The organism is uncultured Polaribacter sp., assembly GCF_947495205.1.
Taxonomy (GTDB): Bacteria; Bacteroidota; Bacteroidia; order Flavobacteriales; family Flavobacteriaceae; genus Polaribacter.
Genome location: NZ_CANLXV010000011.1, coordinates 96,015 through 110,046 on the forward strand (window position 1 = coordinate 96,015; position 14,032 = coordinate 110,046).

Genomic DNA, 14,032 nt, shown 5'->3' on the forward strand with positions numbered 1-14,032 from the left:
ATGAATTTTAAACAATTTTTACAGTTTCTTTTTGTTTGCATAATTTTTAGTTTTCAATCAACGAAAGCACAAGAAATATGGCAGAAAAAAGATATAGAAACCTATTATTTACAAAAGAAAGCACTAAAAACTTTTAAAAATTTTCCGGATAAATATTCGATTTATAATATAAATGCAATTGGTATAAAAAATCAATTAAAAGGAAAATCTAAAAAAATACAATTACCAAACGCAAATGGTGTTTTAAAAACTTTTGTGATTAGAGAAACTTCTAATTTTTCGAATAAATTAGCAAGTAAATTTCCAGAAATTAAATCATATACAGCAACAGGTATAGACAATCCAACAGATTTCGCAAAAATTAGTTTGGGTACAGACGGTTTTCATGCCGTTGTTTTTTCAGCAAATGGTAAAACTATTTATATAGATCCTTACAGTAAAGATAATACAGATGTTATTGTATATAAAACATCTGATTTAAAAAATGAGGACAAAGCTTTTAAATGCGAAGTAGAAGAATTCACCAATAAAAAAGCAGCACCAAGTTTTAGTTCTAAAATTGTAAATGATGGCAATTTAAGAACCTTTCGTTTGGCTATAACCTGTAGTGGAGAGTATGCAGCATTTCATTTGAATAATCAAGGAATATCTGAATCTGCAACGGAAATTGAAAAAAAAGCAGCTGTATTATCTGCAATGAATACCTCTATGAATAGAGTAAACGGTATTTTTGAAAAGGATTTGGGGGTAACTATGCAATTTGTAGATGATAATGATAAAATTGTATTTTTAGATGCAGAAACTGATAATATTACAGATGGAGATCCTAATGAAATGATTGATGAAGTACAAACTATAATTGATACAGCAATTGGTGCAGCTAATTATGATATTGGCCATGTTTTTAGTATTGGTGGAGATGGTTTGGCAGGATTAGGTGTAGTTTGTGTTAATGGGCAAAAAGCTAAAGGAGTAACTGGTAGAGAAGCTCCTATTGGAGATCCTTATGATATTGATTTTGTAGTACATGAATTTGGTCATCAATTTGGTGCAACACATACACAAAATAACGATTGTCAAAGAACAGGTTCTTCTGCAGTAGAAACTGGTAGTGGTTCTACTATAATGGGTTATGGTGGTATTTGTAGCCCAAACGTTCAAGGGCAAAGTGACGATTATTTTCACGCAGTAAGTATTACACAAATGCAGAATATTATTCAATCTTCTGGTACTTGTGCAACGTTAACACCATTAGGAAATAGTGCTCCAGTTGCAAATGCAGGTTTAGATTATAGTATACCAAAAGCCACACCTTTTGTATTAACTGCGAGTGCAACAGATGCAGACGGCTTAAACACATTAACGTATAATTGGGAACAAGTAGATAATGAAGTGGGTGCTATGCCGCCACAGCCGGTAAATACAGTTGGCCCAATGTTTCGTTCTTTACCATCTAAAACAGAACCTCAAAGATATTTTCCTTCTCTTTCAAGTGTTATTACAGGAGTACCAAATACTTGGGAAGTTTTACCTGCTGTAGAGAGAGTCTTAAATTTTTCTCTTCTGGTAAGAGATAATAATACATCTGGTGGCGCAACTTCTAGAGATAATATGCTAATTTCTGTAACAGATGCAGCTCCTTTTGAAGTTACTTCACAAACAACAGCAGAAACTTGGGATGCAGGAAGTACAGAAACAATAACTTGGAATAAAGGAACTACTGATGTAGCACCAATTAATTGTAAAACAGTAAATATTAAATTATCTGTTGATGGTGGTTTAACATTTCCTATTTTATTAAAAGAAAACACGCCTAATGATGGTTCAGAAATAGTAGGCGTACCAAATAATATTACTACAACAGCTAGAATTTTAGTAGAAGCAGCAGATAATGTATTTTATAATGTAAATAGCAGTAATTTAACAATTAGGTCTACAGCACCTAGTTTTATTTTAACCAATTCATCGGGAGATTTAGCAGCTTGTAATTCTGGTAATCAGTCTGTTTCATATAATTTAAATGTAGATTTTATTAATGGGTTTACAGAAACAGTAACATTTACTGCCACAGGTAATCCTGTTGGATCAAATGTAAGTTTTAGCCCTAATACCATTTCTAGTGATGGCAATGTTACCATGGTATTAAGTAATCTAGATGGTATTGCACCAGAAGATTTTACAATAAATATTTTAGGGAATGCTTCATCTTTAAGTCAAAATATACCAGTAAATTTTACAGTTACAGCGTCTAATTTAAACCCGGTTACTTTAGTTTCTCCTATTAATGAGCAACAAAATGTAACTTTAACCGAACAATTAACTTGGCAAGAAGATGTAAGTGCTACAAGCTACCTTGTACAAGTAGCATTAGATAATTCTTTTGCTAATATTATTTTAGAGCAAGAATTAGAAGACACAAGTATAACACTATCCAATGCAAATGGAGAAACCGCTTATTTTTGGCGTGTAAAATCTAAAAATAGTTGTACAGAAAGTGCTTTTTCTAATGTGTTTAATTTTGTTACAGAATCACCTTCGTATTGTACATCTACCTTTACAGATGAAGCTGGTGGAACAGAGCATATTCTTAATGTTACATTTAATTCTATCAATAATAATACGGGTAATAATACAAACGGCGGCTATGAAAATTTCACAAATATTAATACAAATGTTTTTAGAAACACTTCTTATACTATAAATGTAACATTTGATACTGGTGGGTTTCAAGATCATTGCTATGTTTTTATAGATTGGAATAGAGATTTTATTTTTGATACGGAAACAGAAAGGTATGATTTGGGTACAAAAACGGAAGATGTGGCTACAGCTTCTTTAAGTATTACTGTTCCTGAAGATGCAAAATTTGGCAAAACTACCATGCGTGTAATTATAGAATACGATGATCCTGATGATGGTTTTGGAGATGGTCCTTGTGATGAAGATCATTTTACAGAATGGGGAGAAACAGAAGATTATTCTGTAACTGTTACAGAACCTGGTTTAAATCCAAACAATGTTTCTGTTAGAACTACTTCAGAGAGTTGTGTAGATCAAAATGATGGTATTATTGAAGTTTCTGTGAATCAACCAGCGTTTAATTATAGCATAACTGTATCAGGCAGTACAACAAATTTAACGCGTACTTTAAATAATTTAACAAGTACTTTATTTTCAGATTTAGAGCCAGGTTTTTATGAAATATGCGTAACAACAGAAGATTTTAATTTTACGCAATGTTTTGAAGTTGAAATAACAGCATCTAACCCTATTTCTTTAAAAACTACTAGTAATTTAAGTGCAAAGAAATATCAGTTTAATATAGAAAACGGAACGGCACCTTACCATGTTTATTTAAATAATAAACTGCTTTTAACTACGAGCAGTACAACTTTTGAAATTACACCAGAAGAAGGAGGTAAATTAGAAATTAAATCTGCAAAAGATTGCGAAGGGTCTTTTAAAACTTCTATTCAAAGTATTGTTTTGTTACAAAATCCGGTAGTTAATACAATAGATTTATTATTGCCTTTAGAGTTTAAAAGAGATGCAATAGAAGTGGCTATTTTTAATATTAATGGTCAGTTAGTGTATAAAAGATCAGTAAATACATTCAATAATATAGCAACTATACCATTTCAAAATTTTACAAAAGGCATTTATATTTTAAAATTACCTACGCAAATTAAACCCATAAAAATTATAAAACAATGAGAAAAATAATATTTTTACTTTTTGTATTTTGTTTTGCTATTACAGCTGTTAAATGCTCTAAAGAGGAACCCGAAAATAATGCGCCTTCTAGTTTTAATTTGGTATTTCCTTCCAATGATTTACTTTGTATAGATAATACAATTACCTTTAATTGGAATAATGCTGTAGATCCAGAGCAAGATGAGGTAGCATACAATATAATTATCGCTAGAGACAGACAATTAACAGATGTTGTTGAAAATACCACAGTAGCAACTACCCAAATAACATTTAATTTGGAAAAAGCAACGGCTTATTATTGGCAAGTAAACGCTATTGATGTTGCGAATAATCAAGGTACAAAATCTGCTATTTTTGCATTTTACACACAAGGAGATTTAGTTTCTAATTATGCCCCTTTTATGGCAGAACAACTTACACCAGCAAATAATGAAACTGTTAATGCTGGTAGTGTAAATTTAATATGGAATGCTTCTGATATTAATACAGAAGATACTTTAACTTATGAGGTGTATTTTGGAGAAGGCAATGCAATAAGTCTTATAGAAGATTCTCTTACAACTAAAAACTTTACGGTAAATGTAGAAAGCGGAAAATCGTATTCTTGGAAAGTTAATGTTAAAGATAACTTAGGCGCAAAAGCAATAGGACAAACCTCTGAATTTACGGTGAATTAAAATTTATTTTTTCTTTTCAGGCATTGGTCCGCGTAAATAAATAACCAATCCGTTTAAGAAATTACGCAAAAATTGATCTCCACATTCAACATATTTAGGATGGTCTTCTTTTCTGAAAATTGCACCTAGTTCGCCTTTTGTAACTTTAAAATCTACCAAAGCGCAAATTTCTATAATATCAGTATCGCGTAATTTATGTGCTACACGTAATTTTTTAAAAATATCGTTATTTGTTAAACCCATGTTGCAAAGGTAAGTTAATTTATTAATCTACAACTTGAAAAATAGCCCAAGCGTAAACTGCAAATCTTAAAAAACGAAACAAACCAAAAAGGATTACATTCTTAAAAGGGTATTTAATCATACCAGCAGCTACACAAGTAATAGAAAAAGGTACGGGCAATAATGCACCAACAATTATTAAAAAACCACCCCATTTAGAAGTGTTTTTTAAGTGCTTTTCCATTTTAATTTCTAAATAATCTTTAACAGCTTTAATTTTTAAGGCAGTTTTACCAATAAAGTAAGATATTAAGCCACCAGAATAAGAAAGTGTTGCTAAAATAGCAAGATTTAAAACAGGTTCTGTAGTTTTTTTTGTCCAAGCAATAAAAATTTCTGGAGGCACTAAACCTAATAGTGTTTCTGATGTAAAGAAAAAAGAAAAAATACCCAGTTTAGAAAACGTTTCTGTGATGCGCTCTAAACCTTCATTTATATTGTAAACATAGTTGTTTATTAAAAACAAACCAACTACTAAAGTAACAACAGGTATAAAAGCTTTCTTAAGACTTTCCCAAATAAACATGTAAAAACCAGTTCTAGAGTAGTAACTGTGCATTAATTTTGCACGCTCTTTTTTGGTTTTAATTCGCTTTATTCTTGGCTTTTTAATTTTCATATAAACTTCCTTGTCTAAAAAGTTTTGCAAAAATAACAACTTTAAACTAATAAAAATCAATTTAAAAATACATTAACATTTTTTATTGATAGTTTGTAATTTAGCAAAAAAAAAATAGAGAGTTTGATTTGGCTTACAGATAAAATTACGTTTCCAGATTATAAGTTTACTTCTAAAGAAGGCATTATTGCTTTGGGAGGAGATTTGTCTGTACAACGTTTAATTTTTGCATATAAAAAAGGAATTTTCCCATGGTTTTCTGAAGGAGAACCAATTGTTTGGTATTGTCCTTTTGATAGAATGGTATTATTTCCTAATGAAATTAAGGTTTCTAAATCGATGCGTAAAATTATTAAGAAAAATCAATTTACAATTACAGAAAACAAAGCCTTTACAGAGGTAATATACAATTGTAAAACAATACATAGAAACGATGGTTTGGGAACTTGGATAACTAATGATATGGAAGAAGCTTATATTAAACTGCATAAGGCAGGAGTAGCAAAATCTGTAGAAGTTTGGTTAGATAATAACTTAGTAGGTGGTTTGTATGGCCTAGAAATTAATGGTATGTTTTGTGGAGAAAGTATGTTTAGTAAAGTTTCTAATGCATCAAAACTTGCATTTATTTATTTGGCACAAAGCAAAAAATATAGATTAATAGACTGCCAAGTTTACAATACGCATTTAGCTAGTTTAGGAGCCAAAGAAATTTCTAGAGATTTATTTTTACAGATTTTAAAAAATAATAAATAGTGGTTTTTGTTAAAACTACGTATTAGATGAGTTACATTTTTAAATAAAATCCATTGTTTACCACCAAAATTATGCGCTTTTTTTATTGAATTTAACCTGTGCTTTATTTTTCTACTCACTAATAATTTTATCTATTTTAGTATTTATTTTAATTAGAATATTCTATTTACTTTTGGTAGAGAAGATGTTATACCAGATATGTTTATAGAAATTCTTAAAAACTCAGATTCAGAAAACCAACGTTATAAAAAAATTAATTATTACTTAGAAAGACATATAGAATTAGATGGTGATGAACATGGACCATTATCTTTAGAAATGGTAGTTGAATTGTGTAAAGATGATAATGAAAAATGGAATGAAACTTTAGCTGTAGCAAAACAATCTTTAGAAAAAAGAATTCAACTTTGGAATGCTATTTCAGATTTAATAGAAGAAGAAAAGCAGCAATACAAAACTGTACTTACTTAAACTTTTAGGTTTAATATCAATTAAAAATCTGCTATCTTAAGTCTTTTCAAACTATAAAATAGCAGATTTTTTTTGTTTTTAACTGCCAGAAACACTTCCTCCAGAAGAGGTTTTTTTACTAACATTTTTAGGATCTCCTTTAAAATCTATGCCTGCACCACTAGATGCTTTGCCTGCAATTTTATTTGTTGCATGTACATTTATACTTGCTCCGCTGCTTGCTTTTGCAATAACATTGTTGCTCTTTAAATTGTATGCGCGTATGGCACTGCCACTAGAAGCTTTAGAAGCATGGTTTTTTGAGTTACCAGAAATTTTAATGTTAGCACCACTAGAAGTTTTGGTAGCAATACTTTCAGAATCTACTTCCACATTTATTTGAGCACCACTAGAGGCTGTAAAAGAAATTTCTCTAGAATTTAAAATATTTTCACTAGTTACAGAACTTCCACTAGAAGCTATTATGTTTGTAAAGTTTGCAGCAGTGACAAAAACCTTCTTTGCTTTTGCTTTATAAATTGGGTTTTTAGGGTATATTTTTAAAATACCGTTTTCTACTTCTGTAATTATATTATCATGTAAATTTTCATCTGCTTCTACCGTAATAGAATTTCTTTTATCTTCACTAAGAAATAAGGCTAAACCAGCACTTACTTTTACCTCAGAAAATGCTGCATCTGGTATGCGTTCTTCAACTTTAACATTTCTATTACCTTCTATTCTATTTAGCATATCTACACTGCAAGAACTTAAAAGTAAAGTTGTTAATAATAATGTAAATACTTGGTTGATTGATTTTTTCATAATATTGATTTTTAATTATATGGTAAATATCATTTAATAGACGCTTATTCTTTAAAAAGAGTTGCCCAGTTGTTGTTTTTTAATACCGACTTGTATTAAATGCTCTTTTTTATACGTTGTTTTGCTTTTGGTTCATCAATTTTATTACTACAATCTGTACATTTTAATTTCTGATTGGTCATAATAAAATAATGTGGTGCCATATCTCTCTTATACATTTTTGATGAATTTTTAACATCATTTAAAAAGTATTTTACTGATTCATCTAGGTAAATATTGGTGGTTTCTGGCAAGTAAATTGTAATTGTTACTTCTTCATCTTTATAAATATTACCAATATCTGATAAGAAAAAGGCATCTAAAATAAGTTCATTGTCATTTAATTTGTAGTTGTAAATTATCTTTTCTGCAGAATTATTGGCATCAATTCTGCTGCGTCCATTAGATTTTTTTTGAATTACAGCATACGCTTTGTCTTTAGTGCTTTTTTTAATATTTAAATTCACATCGTTACTATACGCTACAGTTTCTCCATTCGCTTCAATACGTTCTTTACCATATCTTCTTCTTACATTTTCTTGATAAAAAAGTAAATCATCATTTACAATTTTTACCGTTAAAGTGTCTTTGGGACTAACATATAAATCTGTTTTGTGAATAAATTTCCCTTTTTTTGCATGTTTTGTGCCAAATTCTATACCGGTAAAAATCATTATAATTAGAGCTACCAACCAAATACCTAATAGACTTAAAGATGTTGTTTTTGTGAGCTGTTTTACATTGCTAGATAAAATTCTTAACCCCAAAACAAATAAAATAACAAAAGGTATACCTATTAAGATAAAGAGCGATAAGGTTAATAACCATTTAGGCAAACTTGCACCAAAGAAAAAATCGGGATAGTTTATAAATTCTCCATTAATATTTAAAATCTCAAAACTTCCTACAGAAAACCCTCCAATAATTAGAGATAAAATAACAGCTGCAGCTACAAACACTAAAATAATTCCTATGAATTTACCAATTATTTTAAAAAACATTAAAAATATTTTACCTATGGTATCTAAAAAATCTTGCAGTCCATTATTTTTTTTTCTCTTTACTGGAAAATTAGAAGACATTTTTTCTGAAAATTCATTGGCTCCATTTTTAATTTTCTCAGAAGCATTGTTTGCAAAATCTTTAACATTTTCAGAAACATTTGTAAATTCTTCTCTTATTTTTTTTTCGATATTATCAATATTTACGGGCTCGCCTTCCATTTGCAATTTTTCTGCGGTAGTTTTAGCTTCAGGTAGTAAAATCCAAAAAATCAGATACACAATAATACCTACACCTGCACCAAAAAATAAGGCCAACATTGCTAAACGAATCCAAATGACATCAATATTAAAATAATGCGCAATTCCAGAGGCAACACCACCTAAAAATTTATCATCTCCATCTCTAAATAATTTTTTGCCAGATTTCTTATTTGTCTCATAAGAATAGCTTGCTTCAGAATAGCCTTCTTCTGCTTCTGCGTAATCTTCTGGCTGCCCCATAATGCCAATAATATCCTCTATGTCGCTTTCATTAACTACTTGTCTTGCGTCTGTAATTTTTTCAGATAAAAGTTCGCTTATTCTAGCCTCTATATCTGCAATAATTTCGTTTTTTCCTTGTGAATCATTACTTAAAGATCTAGAAATAGATTCTAAATACCTTTTTAATTTTTGATATGCAGCTTCGTCTATATGAAAGAAAAATCCGCCTAAATTTATGTTTATTGTCTTATTCATTAGTAGTTTTTTTTGTGCTAATTACTTGGTTTACTGCGTTTAATAAATTACTCCATGTTTTGTCTAATTCTTTTAGGAAAAGAGCTCCGTTTTCTGTTAAAACGTAATATTTTCTTGGTGGTCCAGAGGTAGATTCTTCCCATCTATAGGTTAATAAACCAGCGTTTTTTAAACGGGTTAACAATGGGTAAATGGTACCTTCTACCACAATCATTTCTGCACTTTTTAAAGTAGAAAGTATTTCAGATGTATAGGCATCTCCTTTCTTAAGAATGGATAAAATGCAATACTCTAAAACACCTTTTCTCATTTGTGCTTTTGTGTTTTCTATTTTCATTTATTTTTTTTTATAATTCTTACCATCTTATTTAAAGTGAAGAAATATTTGTTTTTAATTATTTTTTTTGAATTCATTTTATAAGTTTTTTAGGAACAATTTTTTATTTCAGAAATTTAATCGTGAAAGGATATTTATAAGGCAAACCATCTCTTGCTTTTGTAGAAGCAATAATTACCAATATAACTCCTGCCAAATAAATTATACCTGTTAAAGAACCCAAACCTAAAAAGCTAAATATATAATCTGTGTTTAGTTTATAATTGAAATTAAAATTATTAAAACTTATAAATTCTCTATAAGAAGAACCAAAGGCAAAAGGAATAAAACATAGCGTTATAATTACAGTATATAATGTATAACTTAAATTAAAGTTTACGGCTTCTTTACCTTGTTCATCTAAAAAACTACTGCTTTTTTTTAATGTTTGCCATGCAATAAGTGGTGTTATTATATGACCAAGAGGAAATATAAATCCAGCAAAGGCAGAAATATGAATTAAAAAAGCGTTTGTACTTTGGTTGTTTTTTGACATAATATTTAAACTATATAATACTTTCTTATGCAAATATATATCTTTAAAAAGGTATTATGCAATACATAGTACTGTAATTAACATTTTGTTAACATTTAAAGACTTTCTTTTTTTATTTAAAAAAGTGGTAAATTACCAACAAACAAAAGAAAAATGAAGATTACACCACGTAAGATAAATTGGTTTATGTTGTTTAAGTTGCCACTTGGCTATTTAAGTGGAATGCGCGTTAAAGAGGTTTCTAAAACGAAAGCCGTTGTTGTTATTCGCCATAAATGGATCAATCAAAACCCGTTTAAAAGTATGTTTTGGGCTGCACAAGGTATGGCTGCAGAAATGTGTACTGCTGTTTTGGTAATGAAAGCCATAGAAGTAAGTAATTTAAAAGTATCTATGTTGGTTACCCATCAGGAAGCTAGTTTTTTTAAAAAAGCTACAGGTAAAATAATATTTAGTTGTTTGGGCGACTTAGAAATTAATAAAGCTATTAAAAAATCGAATCAAACAAAAGAAGGACAAGTTGTTAAGCTTACTTCAGAAGGGAAAAATGAAGAAGGAGTTATAGTTTCTAGATTTATTTTTGAGTGGAGTTTAAGAGTAAAAGCATAGTTTGGCATTAATATTGAGTTTTTAAGAAAAACTAAAAATTATGTATCTAAAAAAACTAGTTATTTTATGCTTTGTTTTGCTGTTATTTTCTAATTGTGCAATGCTATTAAATGTGCAACCACAATTAAATTATATTGGTAATTACTATGCGCCAACAGAAAATGTAGTTTTACTTTTTGATGAAAAAGAAATTAATTTTAATTACTCGGTAATGGGCCTTTTAAGTTTTGTAGATCATGAAAGAGGCGTTTTTTTTAGTGATGGAAATATAGATTATAATCAATTAATTATAGAAAAAGCAAAAAAGGTTGGTGCAGATGCAGTTTTAATAACAAACTTTTCTAATAGCCAAAGAGATGAAATTACAGAAGATATTAATGATAAACAATTAACGGTTGAAACCAAGAATGTGATAAATGTAAAAGCTAAATTTTTAAAATTTAAAAATTAGTTTTTTTGTTTAGGCATATAAATTTTCGGTCTTTCTTCGGTATAATCGCAATCTTGAAAAATACCACAAGATACATTAGTTCTTGCTAAAGATTTTGTAACTTCAAATTGTTTAGATAATGCTTCTATTTCTGGAGATAAATATTTCATAATCAAATGGTTTTTACAAAAGTAATCATTTAAATACTTAAAGAAATCATAAAAAATCTCTGTAAAAACTACATATAGCGTCCGTTATTTTTCTTTAGATTTAATTTGTTCAATAAATTTATCTAGACGTTTTCCATAATCAGATTTTTTTACTTTTGGTGATAAAGAATTGTTTATGGTGTCTAATAATTTAATATTGGCATTGTAAAGCTCTGTTAAAGCTAAATATGGAGCTACATCAGAGTTTGCATTAGCAAGCGCAAAATTTGTAGTAAATAGATATCTTCTTCTAATCATTTTATTGTAGTCTTGTCGTAGTTTTTCTTGCAAGTCTACATTTTGTGATTTTTTAGCTTCAAAATCTTGTTTAATAAATTCTAAATTTTGGTTGTTAAAGCCACTATTTATTTTCAAATAATTATTAAATATAATTTGATTTTCAGAACCCGTAATTTCTGGAGCAACTCCAAAAAATTCAATATTATCATTTATTGTAATGGTACCTTTGTTACCAAAAAATAAAATTCTTTTGTTTGTTGTGTTTCCATCGAACGTTAAATAATACACCACAGGAGATGTTACATTATCTGTTAACTTAAAATCGCCAGAACCAAAAACTTTTACAGAATCTATAGAAACTAAAACGGTGTCTTTCATTTTTTGCAGGTATAAAGTTCCTTTTTTAAGTCCTTTAATATTTCCTTGCACAATCATGTTTCCTTCTTTTTTAGAAGAACAAGCGACAGCCACCAATAATAAACAAATTGCGATAATTTTTTTCATGATTTTTTGCGTTTTAGAGTATGCAAATATGCTGTTTTTTATTTAGAAAGTTGAAGATAATTCCATTAAAATAGTACATGCAATTGCAGCAATTGTACCTATTGCATAACCAAAAACAGCTAATAAAACCCCAACAGTTGCTAAAGAAGGATGAAAGGCTTGCGCTACAATAGGAGCAGAGGCTGCACCACCAACATTTGCTTGACTTCCAACCGCTAAAAAGAAGTACGGTGCTTTAATTAATTTGGCAACTATAATTAAAAGTCCTGCATGAATACTCATCCAAACAAAACCAATTGCAATTAAACCTAAATTTTCTAGAATTAAAGCAAGGTTCATTTTCATACCAATAGTAGCTACCAAAATGTAGATAAAAATACTACCCAACTTACTTGCGCCAGCACCTTCATAATTTTTTGCTTTTGTAAAAGATAATAAAATGGCCACAATGGTAGAAATGCTAATTAACCAGAAAAAACCAGAACCTAAAAAAGAGAAAATATTTCTAATTGTTTGAGAGGTAATATTCGCCACAAATTCACTAAAAAATGCGCTTAAATATCCAGCTGCAAAATGTCCAAAACCAACGGCACCAAATGCCAATGCTAACATAATCATATAATCTGTTAAGGTTGGATTCTTTTTTACGCTTTGCGAAAATTTAGAAACTTTTGTTTTCAACTCTTCAATAGCAGAAGTGTCTGCTTTTAACCATTTATCTATTTTTTCTTTTTTACCAATTCCAATTAAGATAATTGCCATCCAAACATTAGCAATAACAATATCTACAAAAACCATTGCACCATATTTAGAAGGATTGTATTTGTAAATTTCTAGCATGGCAGTTTGGTTTGCTCCACCACCAATCCAACTTCCTGCAAGTGTAGAAAGTCCTCTCCAAACAGCATCAAAATCTGCACCACCAACTGTTTCAGGTGAAAATATGGCAATTAGCAAAATAGCCAAAGGACCACCAATTACAATACCAATTGTTCCCGTAAAAAACATTATTAAAGCTTTTGAGCCTAGATTAAAAATTGCTTTTAAATCGATACTTAGAGTCATTAAAACTAAAGCGGCAGGCAATAAAAAACGGCTGGCTATATAATACAATTGCGATTTTTCTTTAACAATTTGGCCCGTAGTATTTATAGTTTCCCAATCTGGAGAGATAATACCAGCAGTTGTAAAAATAGCAGGAATTAAATACGCCATAAAAAGTCCTGGAACTATTTTATAGAATTTGTACCAAAAACCAGTTGTTTTACTTTCTGTGTAAAAAACAAAACCTAAAGACAGCATTAAAATTCCAAAAACAATGGCATCGTTTGTAAAAAGTGGTTCCATATAATTATTTTATTTTTTGATATGATTGGTATTTACAATTACCCCAATTTGTAATCTGTGAGATTGAGTTTTGCTAAATTGTGTGTACATATAGCCCAATTTTAATTTAACTTGATTACTAATTTGCTGCAAAAAACCAAAACCAGTTCTATTTTCTCCAAAAGATTTGGTTGCAAACTTTATAAATACTTCATTAAAAGCATAAGTTGTAAATGTATTAGAAATAGGATAGTTTACAAATAAGCCATACCTAATTCTATGCGTTGTGCTGTTTTCAAAGTTTTTTCTTCTAAAGCGTTGTGCTAATCTTATTCTATGTTTTACATTAAATTTACCCCATTTATCTTTCAAATTTAAATCTTGGTAAAAACGATATTCATATAAATCAGGTAAATTTTCTTTGTAAGATTCATCTTTTATAGAATATACAGCACCCAAAGTAAAATTTAATTGTTTGGTTATTTTGTAATTTACACCCAATCTATAAATTTCTTGCTGGTATTCTTCTATCAATTCAAAATATCTAAAATGAATGGCGGTTTTTAGTGTAAATTTTTCAGTTAATTTATGCGAACCATTATACATATACCAGGATCCTAGTAAATTCTCTGGATTTTTTTGGGCATAGTTAATAGCAGTAATTAACATAAACGTAATAAAAAATACTTTTTTAATCATAACTGTAAACATATAAAAATCTCTCGCTATGTGCGAGAG

Annotated in this window: 16 protein-coding genes; 6 read left to right on the plus strand and 10 right to left on the minus strand. The window is 29.3% G+C overall.

The window, feature by feature from the left end:
- Complete coding sequence (locus Q0762_RS11470) at window positions 1-3,714, plus strand: reprolysin-like metallopeptidase (RefSeq protein WP_298767039.1); 3,714 nt, start codon at window positions 1-3, stop codon at window positions 3,712-3,714.
- Window positions 3,711-4,391 carry a hypothetical protein gene (locus Q0762_RS11475; protein WP_298767040.1) on the plus strand — a complete coding sequence of 227 codons (681 nt, stop codon included), beginning with the start codon at window positions 3,711-3,713 and terminating at the stop codon, window positions 4,389-4,391. Before Q0762_RS11470 ends, Q0762_RS11475 begins: the two co-directional genes overlap by 4 nt.
- 3 nt (window positions 4,392-4,394) lie before the next feature.
- Here Q0762_RS11475 and Q0762_RS11480 read toward each other — a convergent pair whose 3' ends face one another.
- Both Q0762_RS11480 and Q0762_RS11485 read right to left on the minus strand, forming a co-directional pair.
- Window positions 4,395-4,634, minus strand: a complete 240-nt coding sequence (locus Q0762_RS11480) for a DUF1456 family protein (protein ID WP_298767041.1) — start codon at window positions 4,632-4,634, stop codon at window positions 4,395-4,397.
- 22 nt (window positions 4,635-4,656) lie between these two features.
- Window positions 4,657-5,292: a VTT domain-containing protein gene (locus Q0762_RS11485; protein WP_298767042.1), complete on the minus strand. Its 636-nt coding sequence runs from the start codon at window positions 5,290-5,292 to the stop codon at window positions 4,657-4,659.
- Between the two features lie 123 nt (window positions 5,293-5,415).
- On the opposite strand from Q0762_RS11485, the gene aat reads away from it, so the two are divergent.
- Together aat and Q0762_RS11495 are read left to right on the plus strand one after the other, a co-directional pair.
- A complete protein-coding gene (gene aat / locus Q0762_RS11490; RefSeq protein WP_298767043.1) occupies window positions 5,416-6,048 on the plus strand; it encodes a leucyl/phenylalanyl-tRNA--protein transferase in 633 nt (210 codons plus the stop codon).
- Between the two features lie 159 nt (window positions 6,049-6,207).
- On the plus strand, window positions 6,208-6,519 hold the full coding sequence (locus tag Q0762_RS11495; RefSeq protein ID WP_366941005.1) for a DUF3050 domain-containing protein: 312 nt from the start codon (window positions 6,208-6,210) through the stop codon (window positions 6,517-6,519).
- A gap of 78 nt (window positions 6,520-6,597) precedes the next feature.
- Here the strand turns inward: Q0762_RS11495 and Q0762_RS11500 are convergent, their stop codons facing one another.
- From Q0762_RS11500 to Q0762_RS11515, 4 genes are all read right to left on the minus strand, one after another.
- Entirely contained in the window at window positions 6,598-7,323 is a 726-nt protein-coding gene (locus Q0762_RS11500) for a head GIN domain-containing protein (protein WP_298767044.1), read from the minus strand.
- A gap of 95 nt (window positions 7,324-7,418) precedes the next feature.
- Window positions 7,419-9,104 (minus strand): PspC domain-containing protein, encoded by a 1,686-nt coding sequence (locus Q0762_RS11505; RefSeq protein ID WP_298767045.1) that lies wholly within the window; start codon window positions 9,102-9,104, stop codon window positions 7,419-7,421.
- Window positions 9,097-9,441, minus strand: coding sequence for a PadR family transcriptional regulator (locus Q0762_RS11510; RefSeq protein ID WP_298767046.1), 345 nt, complete (start codon window positions 9,439-9,441; stop codon window positions 9,097-9,099). The genes Q0762_RS11505 and Q0762_RS11510 overlap by 8 nt, the downstream gene beginning before the upstream one ends.
- A gap of 103 nt (window positions 9,442-9,544) precedes the next feature.
- Window positions 9,545-9,976: a DUF4870 domain-containing protein gene (locus Q0762_RS11515; protein WP_298767047.1), complete on the minus strand. Its 432-nt coding sequence runs from the start codon at window positions 9,974-9,976 to the stop codon at window positions 9,545-9,547.
- 153 nt (window positions 9,977-10,129) lie between these two features.
- Here Q0762_RS11515 and Q0762_RS11520 point away from each other — a divergent pair, with 153 nt between their 5' ends.
- Window positions 10,130-10,585 carry a DUF4442 domain-containing protein gene (locus tag Q0762_RS11520; RefSeq protein ID WP_298767048.1) on the plus strand — a complete coding sequence of 152 codons (456 nt, stop codon included), beginning with the start codon at window positions 10,130-10,132 and terminating at the stop codon, window positions 10,583-10,585.
- Between the two features lie 40 nt (window positions 10,586-10,625).
- A complete protein-coding gene (locus tag Q0762_RS11525; protein ID WP_298767049.1) occupies window positions 10,626-11,036 on the plus strand; it encodes a hypothetical protein in 411 nt (136 codons plus the stop codon).
- Here the strand turns inward: Q0762_RS11525 and Q0762_RS11530 are convergent.
- The 4 genes from Q0762_RS11530 to Q0762_RS11545 all read right to left on the minus strand — a co-directional run bounded on the left by Q0762_RS11530 (window position 11,033) and on the right by Q0762_RS11545 (window position 13,993).
- Window positions 11,033-11,185, minus strand: coding sequence for a hypothetical protein (locus Q0762_RS11530; protein ID WP_298767050.1), 153 nt, complete (start codon window positions 11,183-11,185; stop codon window positions 11,033-11,035). The two genes, Q0762_RS11525 and Q0762_RS11530, sit on opposite strands and share 4 nt — an antisense overlap.
- Before the next feature lie 84 nt (window positions 11,186-11,269).
- Entirely contained in the window at window positions 11,270-11,968 is a 699-nt protein-coding gene (locus Q0762_RS11535; protein WP_298767051.1) for a DUF4369 domain-containing protein, read from the minus strand.
- 42 nt (window positions 11,969-12,010) lie between these two features.
- Complete coding sequence (locus tag Q0762_RS11540; RefSeq protein WP_298767052.1) at window positions 12,011-13,315, minus strand: DUF819 family protein; 1,305 nt, start codon at window positions 13,313-13,315, stop codon at window positions 12,011-12,013.
- 9 nt (window positions 13,316-13,324) lie between these two features.
- Entirely contained in the window at window positions 13,325-13,993 is a 669-nt protein-coding gene (locus Q0762_RS11545; RefSeq protein WP_298767053.1) for a DUF2490 domain-containing protein, read from the minus strand.
- Between the last annotated feature and the right edge of the window lie 39 nt (window positions 13,994-14,032).